The 16,534-nt window shown below is 35.9% G+C and carries 18 protein-coding genes; 10 read left to right on the top strand and 8 right to left on the bottom strand.

Annotated elements, in window-relative coordinates; all coding sequences use genetic code 11:
• Positions 1-209 precede the first annotated feature (209 nt).
• Positions 210-515 (top strand): hypothetical protein, encoded by a 306-nt coding sequence (locus EXIGUO8A_RS11445; RefSeq protein ID WP_159303221.1) that lies wholly within the window; start codon positions 210-212, stop codon positions 513-515.
• A gap of 137 nt (positions 516-652) precedes the next feature.
• On the top strand, positions 653-1,402 hold the full coding sequence (gene ppgK / locus EXIGUO8A_RS11440) for a polyphosphate--glucose phosphotransferase (protein WP_116770565.1): 750 nt from the start codon (positions 653-655) through the stop codon (positions 1,400-1,402).
• Positions 1,403-1,481: 79 nt separating this feature from the next.
• Here ppgK and EXIGUO8A_RS11435 read toward each other — a convergent pair whose 3' ends face one another.
• From EXIGUO8A_RS11435 to EXIGUO8A_RS11410, 6 genes are all read right to left on the bottom strand, one after another.
• Positions 1,482-2,381 (bottom strand): DUF6503 family protein, encoded by a 900-nt coding sequence (locus EXIGUO8A_RS11435; RefSeq protein WP_159303220.1) that lies wholly within the window; start codon positions 2,379-2,381, stop codon positions 1,482-1,484.
• Positions 2,382-2,415: 34 nt separating this feature from the next.
• Positions 2,416-3,204 carry an SDR family NAD(P)-dependent oxidoreductase gene (locus EXIGUO8A_RS11430; RefSeq protein ID WP_159303219.1) on the bottom strand — a complete coding sequence of 263 codons (789 nt, stop codon included), beginning with the start codon at positions 3,202-3,204 and terminating at the stop codon, positions 2,416-2,418.
• Positions 3,205-3,492: 288 nt separating this feature from the next.
• Positions 3,493-5,295 (bottom strand): translational GTPase TypA, encoded by a 1,803-nt coding sequence (gene typA / locus EXIGUO8A_RS11425; protein ID WP_116770562.1) that lies wholly within the window; start codon positions 5,293-5,295, stop codon positions 3,493-3,495.
• Positions 5,296-5,401: 106 nt separating this feature from the next.
• A complete protein-coding gene (locus tag EXIGUO8A_RS11420) occupies positions 5,402-5,947 on the bottom strand; it encodes a hypothetical protein (protein WP_159303218.1) in 546 nt (181 codons plus the stop codon).
• Between the two features lie 47 nt (positions 5,948-5,994).
• Positions 5,995-6,576, bottom strand: a complete 582-nt coding sequence (locus tag EXIGUO8A_RS11415; protein ID WP_159303217.1) for a hypothetical protein — start codon at positions 6,574-6,576, stop codon at positions 5,995-5,997.
• 89 nt (positions 6,577-6,665) lie between these two features.
• Positions 6,666-7,232 carry a hypothetical protein gene (locus EXIGUO8A_RS11410; RefSeq protein WP_159303216.1) on the bottom strand — a complete coding sequence of 189 codons (567 nt, stop codon included), beginning with the start codon at positions 7,230-7,232 and terminating at the stop codon, positions 6,666-6,668.
• An 83-nt stretch (positions 7,233-7,315) separates the two neighbouring features.
• Here EXIGUO8A_RS11410 and kdsA point away from each other — a divergent pair, with 83 nt between their 5' ends.
• Together kdsA and EXIGUO8A_RS11400 are read left to right on the top strand one after the other, a co-directional pair.
• The gene (gene kdsA / locus EXIGUO8A_RS11405; protein WP_159303215.1) at positions 7,316-8,134 is read left to right on the top strand and encodes a 3-deoxy-8-phosphooctulonate synthase; all 819 of its coding nucleotides are present in this window, start codon (positions 7,316-7,318) and stop codon (positions 8,132-8,134) included.
• 37 nt (positions 8,135-8,171) lie between these two features.
• Positions 8,172-8,642: a hypothetical protein gene (locus tag EXIGUO8A_RS11400; RefSeq protein WP_159303214.1), complete on the top strand. Its 471-nt coding sequence runs from the start codon at positions 8,172-8,174 to the stop codon at positions 8,640-8,642.
• Between the two features lie 30 nt (positions 8,643-8,672).
• Here the strand turns inward: EXIGUO8A_RS11400 and EXIGUO8A_RS11395 are convergent, their stop codons facing one another.
• Entirely contained in the window at positions 8,673-9,083 is a 411-nt protein-coding gene (locus EXIGUO8A_RS11395; protein WP_317164600.1) for a DUF1801 domain-containing protein, read from the bottom strand.
• A gap of 55 nt (positions 9,084-9,138) precedes the next feature.
• Here EXIGUO8A_RS11395 and EXIGUO8A_RS11390 point away from each other — a divergent pair, with 55 nt between their 5' ends.
• On the top strand, positions 9,139-10,041 hold the full coding sequence (locus EXIGUO8A_RS11390; protein ID WP_159303213.1) for a phospholipase A: 903 nt from the start codon (positions 9,139-9,141) through the stop codon (positions 10,039-10,041).
• Between the two features lie 20 nt (positions 10,042-10,061).
• Here the strand turns inward: EXIGUO8A_RS11390 and EXIGUO8A_RS11385 are convergent, their stop codons facing one another.
• Complete coding sequence (locus EXIGUO8A_RS11385) at positions 10,062-11,051, bottom strand: helix-turn-helix domain-containing protein (protein ID WP_159303212.1); 990 nt, start codon at positions 11,049-11,051, stop codon at positions 10,062-10,064.
• Positions 11,052-11,131: 80 nt separating this feature from the next.
• Between EXIGUO8A_RS11385 and EXIGUO8A_RS11380 the strand changes: the two genes are divergently transcribed.
• The 5 genes from EXIGUO8A_RS11380 (at position 11,132) to EXIGUO8A_RS11360 (ending at position 16,472) form a co-directional block, all read left to right on the top strand.
• The gene (locus EXIGUO8A_RS11380; protein WP_159303211.1) at positions 11,132-13,465 is read left to right on the top strand and encodes a TonB-dependent receptor; all 2,334 of its coding nucleotides are present in this window, start codon (positions 11,132-11,134) and stop codon (positions 13,463-13,465) included.
• An 85-nt stretch (positions 13,466-13,550) separates the two neighbouring features.
• The gene (locus EXIGUO8A_RS11375) at positions 13,551-14,270 is read left to right on the top strand and encodes a DUF4198 domain-containing protein (RefSeq protein WP_159303210.1); all 720 of its coding nucleotides are present in this window, start codon (positions 13,551-13,553) and stop codon (positions 14,268-14,270) included.
• 9 nt (positions 14,271-14,279) lie between these two features.
• Positions 14,280-14,612: a hypothetical protein gene (locus tag EXIGUO8A_RS11370; RefSeq protein ID WP_159303209.1), complete on the top strand. Its 333-nt coding sequence runs from the start codon at positions 14,280-14,282 to the stop codon at positions 14,610-14,612.
• A gap of 1 nt (position 14,613) precedes the next feature.
• Positions 14,614-14,913, top strand: a complete 300-nt coding sequence (locus EXIGUO8A_RS11365) for a hypothetical protein (protein WP_159303208.1) — start codon at positions 14,614-14,616, stop codon at positions 14,911-14,913.
• Entirely contained in the window at positions 14,913-16,472 is a 1,560-nt protein-coding gene (locus EXIGUO8A_RS11360) for a PepSY-associated TM helix domain-containing protein (protein WP_159303207.1), read from the top strand. Before EXIGUO8A_RS11365 ends, EXIGUO8A_RS11360 begins: the two co-directional genes overlap by 1 nt.
• Positions 16,473-16,534 lie beyond the last annotated feature (62 nt).

Here is a 16,534-nt window from a genome sequence, read left to right as displayed (position 1 = left end):
CATCAAACCCAGCACAAAAGGCTAGGTTATCGCAGAAGGTTTTAGCTAGACTGACTTACAGTTATTTACGATTAAAAAATCTATCATAATAAAATGATAAAATTCATCGTTATTCAACTAATTAGATTTCATTTGTATCAACTTTTCTCACCTTAAAAAAGTGCTGAAAACCGGACAAAAAAATCGATAATTAACTTAACAAGAAAAAAATGAAATCACTTTTAATTGTATTGTTCGTTTCCATTTCTAGCTTGACGACATTTGCTCAAGATGAAAGCACTATGAACGCCACCTATGAAGGCTTTGTTAACGATGCGTATGTGTTCACTGACGGTGAAGGAGAACGTATTGAGTTTAACAATGTAAGCAACCAGGTTAGTGCCAAGTACGACCTTAAGGGTACAAAATTTGTAGGTAAGCAATTTTCTATCACGTTCACGGTAGATTTTGAGCTGGACGAAGATGATGAAGAAATACAAGTAAGCACGATTACCGGCTTGCTCATGCCAATATAAAAAACATCAAGGACCTTAAAAGGTCCTTTTTTTATGCCTTCAAATTAGAATGAAATATCACAAAATAGACTCAAAATAATCTCACTTCAAAGAGCCGAAACTTTTTCGTTTCTTTGTAATTCATAACAAAACATAAAATGACTTTACTTGGTATTGATGTAGGTGGTTCTGGAATTAAAGGAGCTTTAGTTAATTCTGAAACCGGAGAAATGATTTCTGAACGTTATAGAATACCGACTCCCATACCTAGAACTCCCGAGGCAATGACCGATGTTATCGCCAAAATTGTAGCCCATTTTGACTATAAAGGTAAAGTTGGATGTGGTTTCCCTACCATTATTAAAAACGGTATCTGTAAAGCTACCGGTAATCTTGACAAAAGCTGGTTGGGTGTAAATGTGGAAGAATTATTGGAAAAGAAAACCGGACTTGACTTTACCGTGATCAATGATGCCGATGCAGCAGGTTATGCTACCATGAACTACGGTATCGGTAAAGGAGAAAAAGGTTTTGTGGTTATGATTACCATTGGTACCGGTTTAGGTAGTGGTGCTTTTTTAGATGGAAGATTGATTCCTAATTTTGAACTTGGGCAAATTCCTTATAAAAAATATTCAAAAATTGAAAAATGGGCAGCAGGCTCAGCCAAAGATCGCGAAGGACTATCCTATAAAAAATGGGGCAAAAGATTCAATACCTTCTTAAAGTATGTTGAATTGATCGTGTCTCCAGATTTAATTATTTTAGGCGGTGGCGCTTCAAAAGATTTCAAGGAGTTCAAATCAAAAATAAAAATAGATACCAAAGTTATTCCCGCAGAATTACAGAACCATGCAGGTATTATAGGCGCTGCGGTAGCTTCGCAATACAAAGCGAAAAAAGCTTAAATAGAATAATAACAGTATAACATAAAAAAAATCCCAAAGATACCTTTGGGATTTTTTATGCTTTTATTTCAGCTACAAATTAGTTCAAAATCTTAGCGTCTGCAGGAGCATCGAAAAAGTCTTTTGGCAATTCTTTCTCAAAAGAGACATCTGTAAAATCAATTTTGGTAATGTACTCTCCTGGCTGATCACCATCAACGGTCCAATACGTTTTAAATCCGCCTGGCATGGTAATTCCGTCTACGGTTTGCTCACCAACAAATTCAGTGAATTTTTCCGGAGCATGACCACCATCTTTAAAATACTCAGGATAAGAAACAATGTAACGCATAACCGCAATTTTACTTGTTTCTTTATTTACATATAGAATATAATAATCGTCTGGTGCATCACCTGTACCCGCATCAAAAGTTACTTTTACCGCATTGTAATCTTGGTCTTTAAAAGTAGTGGGTTCTAGCAGCTCTAGATTTACCCCTTCGCCACTTAAAACAAACGGATGCCCTACAAACCATAATGGTGTAAGCGCCCAAAATTTGGTATCATAAGCAAAAGCGGTACTGTCTTTTGCCTTTACCCAAGCCTTTTCACCTGTCCACCCAAATTTTGCAGTTTCATCGGTTGTACTAGTATGTACGGCACGGTTACTCCACGTGTCTACCGTTTGGTAACTATCTCTTGCCGTTTTACCGTTTAAAGGCTGATAATTAAAACGAAATGAAATAGGACCGTTAGCAAACCAAGTATCTAAACCACCATGGGCTTCCATAGCATTCCAAATAACTTTTCCTGCTTCAGATGCATTTAGTCTTTCTTTTGTTTTTTCAACTCGTGAATTCACCCAAGATTTCGGATAAGAAATAACATTCGTTTCAGCCACCACTTCTTTAGTTGGTTCACTAACCGATTTAGGAGTTTCTTTACAGGAAATAACTACTGCAAATACTGATAAAAAAGATAATTTGTAAAATAATTTCATAGTTGTGTGCCGTTTGTTTATTTCCCAGTCAATATCACACGGCTTTATGATCTAAACTGGCGGTTTTTCGTTCCTCATAATTTTCGGCAACCTTTTTATCCAATTCCTCTGGTGCCTCAAAATTCAAGGTATTTTCCTTGAGTCGTTCTTCTCCTCCAAAAATTACCTGAATTTCTTTATTAAATAAACCTTCTAATGAACGCTCTGCAACATACTCGGGCGCATCCATTTGTCTGCCCTTAAATTTCTGCATCATTTCGGTATCCGTAGCGGTTGGAAAAGCACAGGTAACCGATACCTTAAAAGGAGCCAATTCGCGTCGCATAGAATCTGAAAACTGACGAATTGCCGCTTTTGTACTACCGTAAACAGCATAGAAAGGCATACCGATCAATCCTAGTCCCGATGAGATATTCAAGATATAAGCCTCTTCAGAAAACTTCAATAACGGAATACAGTACTTTGTCAATAACATGACCGCAGTAAGGTTAACGGCTACCTGATCGTACAAGTCTTCATCTTGTATATCTTCTAAAGGACCTGCAGCAACAATACCAGCATTATTGATCAAAATATCAAGGTGCCCCCATTTATCTTCAATTCGCGCAGCTGCATCGCGCAACACCTGAATATTTGCGACATCACCTGCAATTCTTAGAAAATTAACCTCTGGAAATTCTTCCGATAACTGCTTAAGATTACCCTTGTCACGAGCTATTACGGCTACGTTGGTTACACCGTTTTTAATAAGATGTTGAACCATACATTTTCCAATACCACGAGTACCCCCGGTAATGAGTACATTTTTACCTTTTAGTTGCATATTAATAAGTGTTTGAGTTGAGTTAAATTGCACTTTAAATTATATAAAAATTGGTCTACAAACGAAGAAAATTGCAGGATGAATGCATTATTAAGGAAGTAGGAAAATCTATCTTAAAATTTTGCGTTTTTCTTAGTTAATAGCCGTTAATCACCAACAAAACAACTAAGTAAGCACTAAACGTTCTATGTAATAAATCTCTCTAATTACCATAAAACAAAAAAAGCCACCTTAATAAAGGTGGCTTTTGCATTGTAAAGTAAAATTTTGCCTAAAAAAGACTTTTACTTATGCTATTTTGTTACGCTTACGGTCATTCTCGGTTAAGTAGATTTTACGAAGACGTAAAAACTTAGGAGTAACCTCAACATACTCATCTTTCTGAATATATTCCAATGCCTCTTCTAATGAAAACTTAATTGCAGGAACAATTTTAGCTTTATCATCTGCACCAGAAGAACGTACGTTAGATAATTTTTTGGTTTTAGTAATATTCACGGTCATATCATCTCCACGAGAGTTTTCACCAATTACCTGACCTTCGTAAATATCTTCACCTGGATCAACAAAGAACTTACCTCTATCTTGTAATTTATCAATAGAATAAGGAATCGCTTTTCCTGTTTCCATAGAAACCAAAGAACCATTTTGCCTTTGTGGAATATCTCCCTTCATTGGTTGGTATTCCAAGAAACGGTGTGCCATAATAGCCTCACCAGCGGTAGCGGTCAACAATTGGTTACGAAGACCAATAATACCTCTAGAAGGAATTATAAACTCGCAAACCATACGCTCACCTTTAGCCTCCATACTGGTCATTTCACCTTTACGCATAGAAACCATTTCAACAGCTTTACCTGAAACAGCTTCTGGCAAATCTATCGTCAATGCCTCAACAGGCTCACATTTAACGCCATCGATCTCTTTAATGATAACTTGTGGCTGACCAATTTGTAATTCGTATCCTTCACGACGCATTGTTTCAATTAAAACTGAAAGGTGCAATACACCACGACCGAATACTAAAAATTTATCTGCACTATCGGTTTCGTTTACACGTAACGCCAAGTTCTTTTCCAATTCCTTTTGAAGTCTATCGTTGATATGACGAGAGGTAACGAACTTACCATCTTTACCAAAGAACGGACTATCGTTAATGGTAAACAACATGCTCATTGTAGGTTCGTCAATAGCAATAGTTTTCAATGCTTCTGGATTTTCAATATCGGCAACGGTATCACCAATTTCAAAACCTTCAACACCAACTAAAGCACAAATATCACCCGTTTCAACCTCTTCTACTTTCTTACGACCTAGACCTTCAAAAACGTATAATTCCTTTATTTTGGATTTCACGATAGAACCATCGCGTTTTACCAAAGAAATTTGCTGATTTTCTTTCAATGTTCCTCTTTGTAATCTACCGATAGCAATTCTACCTGTAAATGAAGAGAAATCTAAAGAAGTGATCAACATTTGAGTATTTCCTTCTTTTGGTTCAAAAGTTGGAATATGCTCAATAACCATATCCAATAAAGGCTCAATGTTTTCAGTTTCATTTTGCCAATCAGTACTCATCCAGTTGTTCTTTGCAGAACCGTATACTGTAGGGAAATCTAACTGCCACTCTTCGGCACCTAGTTCGAACATCAAATCGAAAACTTTTTCATGTACCTCTTCTGGAGTACAGTTTTCTTTATCTACTTTATTGATCACCAAACAAGGTTTTAAACCAAGATCGATTGCTTTTTGAAGTACAAAACGTGTTTGTGGCATAGGACCCTCGAAAGCATCTACCAACAACAAAACACCATCTGCCATATTCAATACACGTTCAACTTCACCACCAAAATCGGCGTGACCAGGAGTATCGATTATATTTATTTTCGTGTCCTTATATATAACGGAAACGTTCTTAGAAGTAATGGTAATACCACGTTCTCTTTCCAAGTCGTTATTATCCAAAATTAAATCACCTGTATTTTCGTTTTCACGAAACAAGCTACAGTGGTACATTATTTTGTCTACCAAGGTCGTTTTACCGTGGTCAACGTGCGCAATGATCGCAATATTTTTTGTAGTAGTGGACATAAAAGGTCTTATTTAAGCGTGCAAATATACTTTAAATAATAATAGCCACACTTAAACTTATGTTATTTTTATCTTATTGATTTTGAGAGAGTTCTATAAGATTAGACTACTTTTTTCTACCACCGATCACCCAACCTAGTCTTATATCAATTAAAATGCCCGCATCTACATAAAACTCATCGGCAAAAACACTTGGACCAAAAGCCAACCCCCAATAAAATCCCTTTTCATACGTACGCTGCATACCATAAACGATCGCTGCGTTATAAAAGTAGTCAGAAGCATATTCTAAATCACCTATAATTGGCGTTTCAAATTGAAGCTGATTTAAAAATGCAACGTAATTACCGGTATTGCCCGATATATTCTTTCCTTTCTGCAATCTTCTATTAAAATTAATATATTGCCTAACATCCGCCTCAAGACCAGGGTAAAGACCAAAACTGGTTTCCCTATCTGACCCTCTATTAAGTGCAAAACCTAAAAACGCCTCAAAATTCAAGGTAGTTTTATCTGCGACCCCTACTTCATAAGATACACCCGGTGCTAGTAAATTAATTTTGAAGAGTCCGTCTTCAACTTGTTTATTCGACTGAGCGATTACACAAACAACGGACATAAGAAATGCCGTTAAGAAAATAATTTTTTTCATGATTGTTTTGGTTTGATTATGCGAAGTATATCAAATATCAGACCAGTTTAATCGAACGTAGGTTTCCTAGATTTTCGTTTTGTAGCCACCCAACCGAAAGTGAAATTTACCATGAAACCATGCCCATTATCTACGCCGTTTCCATCAAAATAACCGTACCCTACCTCTGCATTTATATTAAAGCCTTTTCTATTGGTACGTTGTATACCGTATACTCCGCCATAGAAAGCAAAATCATAATCACTACTTCCGTCAGTGATATTATCGGTAAACTGTACCGGTTCCCAAAATACACTACGCGCAGGACCAATGTAATTTGCAGAGTTACCAACCACATTTTTATTGATATCTAATCGCTCTTGAAAATTATGGTAATATCTAATTCTGGTATGCCATGCATAACCCAAAGTATAGCCTTCTTGATATCTAGCAAAAGCAGGAGTAAAGCTAGTTGATGCACTAACGTTTTTAAAAAGACCCAACTCATATCGAATACCAGGACCCAATAAGTTGATGGTAAATTGATGCCTTTCTAGATTAATGAGTCCGTTACCTTTTTCAGAAAAATCCCTAATCTGAGCTTGTATTGTAACCGATAAAAACAGAAGAATAAGTGTAATTTTTTTCATGTAGATTGATTGATGTTGCAACTAAAACTACATGATTTAAAAAAAGTAATCACTTGATTTAAAGAAATATTAAGAAAATACTTACGCAGTTAACGACCTACGCACCAGCGTTTTTCACTAATGATAAAACCAATACTTAAGTTGGCCACTGGATAAATACCGCCTTCAAACTGCCCAGCATAATAAGCCGCACCTACATCTACCGAAAAGTTGAATCCAGAATCATAACTGCGCTGTATACCAGTTACCAAACCGGCATAACCGAAGGCTCCTTTTACATTTTCATTTTCTATAGTTCTAGGGCTAGGAAAAAACACAGCTGCCGCGGGTGCTATGTAGTTAGCAGAGTTACCATAGATCTGTCTTCTATTGCGCTGTCGTTTTTCAAAATTGTAATAATACCGGTACTGTGCGGCAACCGCAGGAAAAACGCCCAATTCATGATATACGTCTGGCAACAGAGGATCTAAAGCAACTTGAATACCTGCTTTAATATCAAAAGTGGTATTGGCACCCAATGCCATTTCATATTCCAAACCAGGATTTATAAGATTGATCTTTACCTGCCTTAACTCACAATTTTTACCAAATTGAGCATGGGCTTTGCCCGTTAGAAGAACAAGCGATATTAAAATTAGAAACTGTTTAATTTTCATTCCTATATGTGATTTCGACAATCTTATCCTAATAGAACAGTAAGCTTCTTAAAATAGTATCTTTGTTTAAAAATATTCGACGAATGAACCTATCTCTTATACCCCAAATAAAACATACGGACAGTAATAATTTTTTCCTTCTTTCAGGACCTTGTGCCATTGAAGGTGAAGATATGGCCTTACGCATTGCAGAACACATTGTGACCATAACCGACGAGCTTAAAATTCCTTATGTATTCAAAGGAAGTTTCAAGAAAGCAAATCGAAGCAGATTGGATTCCTTTACCGGGATTGGCGATGAAAAAGCATTGAAGATTCTACGTAAGGTTTCTGAAACTTTTAAAGTACCTACGGTTACCGATATACATACAGAGCAAGATGCTGCCATGGCTGCAGAATATGTAGATGTATTACAGATTCCTGCATTTTTGGCCCGCCAGACAGATTTAGTTGTTGCCGCTGCAGAAACAGGAAAAACAGTCAACATCAAAAAAGGGCAATTTATGAGTCCCGAGAGTATGAAGCATGCAGTAAATAAAGTTACCGAAACTGGAAACGAGCAAGCTATCATCACCGACCGCGGCACCATGTTCGGTTACCAAGATATGATTGTAGATTTTAGAGGTGTACCCACCATGAAACAATTTGCCCCTGTAGTATTAGATGTTACGCATTCGTTACAACAGCCTAATCAAACTTCTGGTGTTACAGGTGGTAGACCAGCAATGATCGGTACTATGGCACGTGCAGGTGTTGCAGCAGGAGTTGACGGACTTTTTATAGAAACTCATTTTGATTGTGCCAATGCAAAGAGTGATGGTGCCAATATGTTAGACTTAGGATTGATGAAAAAGCTATTGACAGACTTAGTTGCGTTGAGAGCTGTTGTTAATGAATTTTAGATAGTAATTATATGTATTATCATAAATTCAATCTAGTTTGAATTGGTTTGGGACGTTCGAAAAAACTGTACAAGTAATTAGGGATTATTATTGGATAGCCCTAATCCCTATTGCCTTATGGGCCCTTTTAAAGAATATTAGTGAAGAGAAAGATATTGAACAAAACTTCGCCGAATCTTACGGTGAAATATATAATTCAACCTCTGTTTATAAAAAAGCAAGTAAAAATAGCTATAAATATAAATTTGAATATAACGGAATGGAATATTTTGGAAGTTCCATTGGAAGTTGGCAAGATGGTATATCGGTAGGAAAAATTTATAAGGTTGAATTTTCCAGCAAAGACCCGCAGCATTCTCGAATGAATTTTGAAATAGAATATTCAAAAAAAATAATCCAAAATAAAGAAGGAAAACTCGATACTGTTTTTATCCCGACTTCAGAATTACGGTTAGAATTATCAACAGATTTAAATAACAGACTTCAAAAACTAAAGAAGTTAAATTAAACAAATTGCACTTAATACAGTTACTTAGTATCAAAGTAAATCCTTATGCTTATAAAACCCATTTTTACGAACGGAGTAAGCATCTTTTAATACATCAATTAGAATATCGTTATCAATACCTTCAAGTGTACTATAACGTAATGAACGTACTACTTTTCTATTTTCAGAAATTAGTACGTTCAAATGTTTTGTAAGGTGGGCAGAATTCCAAAAAGCAATATCCACGAACTTCTTTTTATGATTTGCATTTAAATAACAAATGGGCGACTTACCAATGTAGAAACACGGAATATTCCATTTAAATTTCATTTCAACCTCTGGCAAGGTTGTTTCGATCATCATTTGCAAATGCATTAATATACCTTTGTATGGTTCCGGTTGATTAAAAATGTAGTTCTCTGCAGGGTTCATATCTATATCAATTGCATTAAGATATCGCACAATTACGACTATGATTTCTAATCAAATATATAATTTTGCCACATTAAAATTCATCATGAATACAAAAACAACTTCAATACTATCCGCATTGTTATTTTTTGCTTGTACTATTTGTTTATCACAAGATAGTGAAGATGACAATTGGTACTTTAACAATAGTAAAAGCTTAACCGAATTATGGGAACTTGATGATGAGCACCATCGTGGTAACTTTATACTTACCTCTTACAAGCCCATTTATATGACCTTAACCAAATACTCCACCAACCCAAACGAGTTTCCAGTAGCCGAAAATTCAGATAAAGTCTTAGATGAACCCAACAGTTTAAATGCTGTGGAGGCAAAATTTCAGATCAGTTTAAAAACAAAGATTTTCCACAATATGTTAGGCGGTCATATGGACCTTTGGATGGGTTACTCACAAACTGCCTATTGGCAAATTTATAATACCGAGCGATCAAGACCTTTTCGTGAACTCAATTACAAGCCAGAAATTATAGCCAATTTCCCGATTAAATTTCCTATTCTGGGGTTTGATGCAAAAATGGTTGGTCTATCAATCATACATGAATCTAACGGACAGTCAGATCCTATATCCCGAAGTTGGAACCGTATTGCTTTACACGCCGGTTTTGAAAAAGGCAACTGGCAAGTAATGCTTAAACCTTGGTTACGTATAGGCAGTAAAATAGACGATAACGAAAACATATCTGATTACATAGGGCGTGGTGAAGCCGATATTACGTATGATTGGGGCAGACAACGCTTTAGAGCCATCGCCCGACACTCACTAAACTTAAGAGATAAAAGCAGGGGTAGCTTACAATTGAACTGGTCTTTTCCAATACACAAAAACTTTAATGGACATGTACAATTCTTTGATGGTTATGGAGAGACTTTAATTGATTATAACCATAGACAAACTACGTTAGGCATTGGTGTTTCGTTGATCAATTAACGGTTTTAATACTATACTTGCTATAAAACCGACGTTTTATATTTTTTAGGGCTAGTACCCTCTTGTCGCTTAAAAGCTGCAGAAAAATGGGTCGCATTTTTATAACCAATCTGTTCCGCTATTTCATAAATAGGTAAATCTGTATTCACCAATAATAATTTAGCCTTTTCTATTTTTTGATTGATACTATACTCATGAACCGTTTGCCCAAATACCCGTAAAAATTCCCTATTCAATACCGTCTTGTTCATACCGACCTCTTTAGACAATTCTGCAACCGAAAAATTGATTTCTAAATGTTGATTGATTTTTTTCTGAACACATAAAAGTTTCTTTACCCTTTGACTACTTTGAATGGAGTTGTTTTTAAAATGCTCTTTTTTGTAATTAGAAACTTGTATGGCCAACATTTCAAAAACCTTCGCTTTTAAATAAATTAGTCTAGCTGTACCTTCAAAATTCAATTTATCAAAAGATTCTAAAATACTCCTCATTTCATTTGAAATGGGAACTATTAAATTATCATCAATAAGTTCTTTTAACTTAATATCATTGAAAAAGCCATGTTTCTTTAAGAATGCGGCAGACAATCTTATTTTGATTTCTTTATAAGTTTTATTTCCGGCTATTTTAGAAGTACCATTGAACGATTTAATATTAGCCATATACGAATCGCCGCTCGTTAAAAAAATATCGTCACAATCGGCGACAGATATTACTCGCTCCCCTTCAATTAAAAAAGTGAGTTGCACAAAATCTATTGTCAACTTTTGTTTTAAAACTATATCTGAATGCAGCCTTAAGAACAGTGTAGTAATACTAACATCTTCAAATTGAATTTCATCAATACTACCTTGACCAAATTGCTCTTTTATGCTGTATACCCTATGGTCAATATCATGGTCTTTCCTCACCTCAACACAATCGGCAATTTCACTATAAACGATGCTTTTAGACTTCGATAAGTCAACAATCTGTACATCTGTAAAATTGCGTCTTTTTTTTACCATTTCACGTCATTCCTAATCCAAGACTAAGTTATAAATTCGCATCAAATTTATTTAGACTAATTAAAAATAACTAATATTAAATGAAAAATCTTTACACCATACTAACCTTTTTAATGTGTTCAGTTAGCATTTATGCGCAGTCCGGGGGACTAGCCGGATTGGTCGTTGACCAAAACAACAATCCACTTTCAAATGTAAATATCTCCATATCCCGTACAAGTTTAGGTACCACCACGAACGCTAATGGAAGATTCAAAATTACCGACCTGGCATCTGGTTCGTATACCCTAACATTCTCGATTATGGGTCATGACACCGAGCAAATTTCTGCCAATGTCATTACCAATAAAGTGACACAAATACAAACAGTTTTATTACCTGAAAAAAGTGAACAATTAAACGAAGTAACGGTACAAGGCCATCATAATAAATATGCCGTGAACACACCATCGTCAACATTGAGGCTAAAAACCGAAGTTGCCAAACTTCCACAGAATATTCAAATTATAAGTAGTGAACTGCTACAAGACCAACAAGCTACTAGCATAATGGACGGGGTAATTAGAAACGTATCTGGTGTTACTATGTTAGAACACTGGGGAAACTTTGCCAGGGTAAATATGAGAGGATTTAGGTTACCGGCCTTTAGAAACGGATTTAATGTACAAGATTCTTGGGGACCTTTATCTGAAGATATGGCATTTGTAGATCAGATAGAATTTGTAAAAGGACCTGCAGGTTTTATGATGTCTGCTGGTGAACCTGGCGGATTCTATAATGTGGTTACTAAAAAACCGACCAAGAAAACCATTCGTCAAGTTTCCTTTATGGCAGGTAGTTTTGACAATTACCGTGCTACGCTAGATCTTGGTGGTAAAGCAACAGAAAACGGTAAATTATTGTATCGTTTTAACGCCATGTACCAAACATCTGACAGCCATAGAGGCAATGAAGATGCCGAACGTTATGGCTTTGCCCCTGCCCTTACCTACAACCTATCAAAAAAGACATCCGTTACGGCAGAACTAAATGTACAGCAGGCAGAAAGCTATATGGGTGCCGCATATGTTTTTGCTCCAAATGACGATGGTTACGGTAGTTTAGACAGAGATTTTAAATTTACCGATACCAACTACCCAGCATCCGACATTCAAGAAGTTACTTTCTTTGGTACCATAAAACATGATTTTAATAAAGATTGGAGCTGGGAAACAAAGTTCGGCTCTTTACGCTATGATCAAGTAGGAAATTCTATCTGGGTATGGTCTATGGAAGAAAACGGAGATGCCGTAAGATATATTAGTAATTGGGATGCATTATCCGTTGGAAAATACTTTCAAAGTTATATTTCTGGAGCATTTAAAACCGGTAGTATCACCCATAAGCTACTTGGAGGATTTGACTACAGCCAAAAAGAATACTGGGCAGATTTTAATCAATTTGCCATTACCGATACCGAACAGCCATTTAATATTTACAACCCTGTTTATGGTAATACCGAACTACCTGTTTTTGAAAAATCTATACCTGTACAATACAGGGACAACATCTACAATTACGGTGGCATTAACCGTTCTGTATACCTACAAGATGAAATTGGTTTCTTTAATGACAAAGCCCGATTAACACTTGCCGGTAGATATACACATTTATTTACAAGAGGTAAAGATGAAACAGATTCAAAAGTTACCCCGCGTATTGGTCTAAGTGTAAATATACTACCAACCTTAACCGCATACGGACTTTATGACCGTTCCTTCATTGGTCAAAGCGGTGTTAGTTTCAGTGGTGAAGCATTTGATCCAGTTGATGCCAATGATATTGAAGGAGGTTTAAAAAAGAGTTTCTTCAATGGCAGATTAAGAACATCTTTGGGCGCCTACCAGATTACCAAACAAAACGTATTGGTGACGGATCCAGAGAATCCTAATTTCTCTATACAATTAGGTGAAATACAATCAAAAGGTATCGAGTTTGATTTGCAGGGCGAAATTACTCCCGAGTTAAACCTTATTCTTAACTACGCCAATACCAATGTCGAAATTACGGAAGACACCGACCCAGAAAACATTGGTCAACGTGTAGCCGGCCATGCCAAACACATTACCAACGGATGGCTTAACTATAAATTCTCAAACGATTCAAAATTACATGGGTTTGGTGGTTCATTAGGCTATCAATATCAAATTGATCGTTCTACTTGGTCTTGGGGTGCAGATAATGAATCTCAATTACCAGACTATTTTAGGTTAGATGGTGCGTTGTCTTGGAGCAATGACAAATTTAGAGTACAACTAAACGTAAACAACATACTAGATGAATACCTCTATTCTGGCTCTAATTATGCCACATATTTATACTGGCAGTCAGAACCTGGCATCAATGGTAGGGTAACTGTAACCTACAATTTTTAGAAAATACTAAGACAGTTTTTGTTGAGTTAGTTCAAATTGGTTATCCCTCAGTTCTACTGAGGGCTTAACCTTAAAACAATACATTATGAAAAGAATACTTATTACAATAGGCTTATTGCTATTTACCGTTTCGCCCATGTTTGCACATTATTTGTGGCTTGAAACCGACCGTACCGGAAACCTGAACAAAAAACAAGAGGTTCGTGTCTATTTTGGAGAATACACCCACGGCGTCATTGAAAAAGTCAAAGGAGAAAACTACCCATCGGTTTCAAAGTTTAATTTGTGGCTTATTCAACCAGATGGCACAAAAACAGCTCTTAAGTCCACCGCAAAGGAAAATTACTACGTGGCCTACTTCACTCCAAAAACCAACGGTACCTACACTGTTGCTCTGAATAACGATAACATAGAAGTTTTAGACTATACCAAGTGGGATTTCGGAATTTTTAAAACACACTACCAATCTACCGCCAAAGTTCAGGTAGGTAATAAAATTAGCGAAACCAAAACCTTAAATGGAGATGGAATAGTTATAAAAGAATTGGCAAACGAAGATGATGAAATTAAACTGCAAGTATTATTTAAAGGAAAACCCCTCGCAAAAAACGAGTTTAAGATTTATGTCTCTGACCTATGGAGCAAGACTCTTGAAACCGATGAAAATGGTGAAGTAAGTTTCTCATTACCATGGAACACCAAGTATACTATGGAAACAATTTATGAAGAGCGAGTACCAGGTACCTACAATGGTAAGGACTATGAATTTGTTTGGCACTGTGCTACGTATTGCATTAACAATTAAATAAAACAGATGATTACCCTAATTCTAATACTAAGCTTTACAGGTTTCTATTTGGGCTATGCCACAACAAAAAGACAAAAAGTACCTGTACACTTATATATTGAAAACTGGTGCCAACAGAAAAGTAAAGCAGCAAATTCTTTAGGTTATGTCTTGCTGTTGTTTGCCTGCTCCCTAACCATATATCAATTTGGTTGGGGTTCAGGTATTTTTATTTTCACCATCATCTTAATGACCATAGCAAGCCTTGTTATACTCTTACAACCCTTGCACCTTATCACCTATAAAACAATACTACCAACCATTTTGATCCTATTTCTAATGGAACTCTCAATTCTTTAATATGCCTGCTAATACAAAATATCTGAATCCTTCATTTTGGTCCCGATTCTCCAAAATAACCGCCGCAACTGTAGGTGGCTTTATGGTATCTATACTATTTCATTTAGCTATTGCTAGTTGGTTTGATCATGTCAATGTAATTATCACCAGTACCTATAGTTCTTTAATACTTTGGGTAGGATTAATGATAGTCGCCTTTCTTGCCAAAAGCGGATGGAAAATTTGGGGAATATATCTATTGGCATCCATCATATTGTCAATTATCATGTTTTATGGCAAAGCATTAAATCCTTTAGTATAATGAGCAAAAGAACCTATAATATTCTCTTTCATTTGCATACCGTTAGTGGTATTGTAATTAGTGTAGCTCTTTATGTTATTTTCTTTACCGGTTCATTTGCATTCTTTAGAGATGAAATTGTTAATTGGGAACGTGGGCACAACGTTGAAGTAGCAGAAGAAATTCAATTAGATTTTGATGACACTTTTAAACAAATGTCTAACGAAAAAAGCCTTTTCAGTAGAGATATTGAATTAAAACACTATTATAACGAACAGAACATCGGAGTGAGTTTAGGCGCATCTAAAGACACCTTGCTTTCGAAAGAAAAAGCTGCTCGTTCTTTTTATTATCTGAACACCAAAGACAAGTCTACCACAAATTATGTAAGCTCATATTCATTAGGTGAGTTTTTATACAGACTACATTTTTTTGCACAACTACCTCACCCTTTCGGGTATTATTTATCAGGATTTGTTGCTTTCTTTTTTCTCTTCGCTCTAATTACAGGTATCATAGTTCATTGGGATAAAATTATTTCTAATTTCTATGTATTCAGACCTATGACAAAATTGAAAACGGTATGGACAGATGCGCATACTGCTTTAGGCGTTATCGGTTTTCCCTTTCAATTCGTTTATGCCGTAACCGGTACGTTCTTTATGCTAAAAGTGCTTTTAATCGCCCCAACAGCACTGGCATTATATGATGGTGACGATAACAAACTATATGAAGATCTAGAATATACGCATGCAGAATTTGAGTTCCAAAATTCTCCTTTAGAGAAACCTGTTAGTATAAATGCTTTGGTACAACAAGTGAAGGACAACTGGGAAGGGTTTAAAGTAAATGAGGTACATATTTTCAATTATGGAGATACAGGCATGCATGTATCGGTAAGTGGAAATTTAGACTATAAAGATAAAATAAATGGATACGGCTACACTATATTCAATGCTGCCGAGAATAGCATTTACAGTGTTAAAGACCCAACTAAAAAAACATCGTATTTAGATGCTGTTAAGGGTATTTTCTACAGGCTTCATTTAGGTGATTATGGCGGTTACGGATTGCGAATTATCTCTTTTGTACTAGGTTTAATAGGGTGCTTTGTTATACTAAGCGGAGTACTTATTTGGTTAACAGCACGAAACAAAAAAAACAAACCCCCCAAGAAAAAGAAATTCAATGAGGCGGTTGTACGTTATTATTTAGCCATTTGTTTAAGTCTTTACCCAATAACCGCACTTTCATTTGTTTTGGTACAGGTAATTAACCCCGCTGGGATGAGCTTATTGTATAAATTTTACTTTATTGGTTGGTTATTGATTTCCATCTTCTTCATTATTAAAAAGGACAATTATTTCACCAACAAATACACCTTGCTTTTGGGCAGTTTAATAGGTTTGGCTATTCCGCTGGTAAATGGTTTCTGTACGGGTAATTGGATCTGGGTAAGCTACGCAAATGGGTATGATCAAATACTTTTCATCGATATATTTTGGATTATACTTAGTCTTTTAGGGCTACTTATTGTGGGTAAATTAAATGAGACTGAAAAGAAGACGAAAGCAGATTGATAGTATTTTGCAAAAAAGACATGAGCATCCATTAAGCGTATCAATACTTGCACATAATACAA

It is taken from the genome of Maribacter litoralis, from assembly GCF_902506355.1.
In the GTDB taxonomy this organism is placed as follows: domain Bacteria; phylum Bacteroidota; class Bacteroidia; order Flavobacteriales; family Flavobacteriaceae; genus Maribacter; species Maribacter litoralis.
The sequence above is the reverse complement of the archived record's forward strand: the minus strand, read 5'-3'. Positions and strand labels throughout refer to the sequence as shown.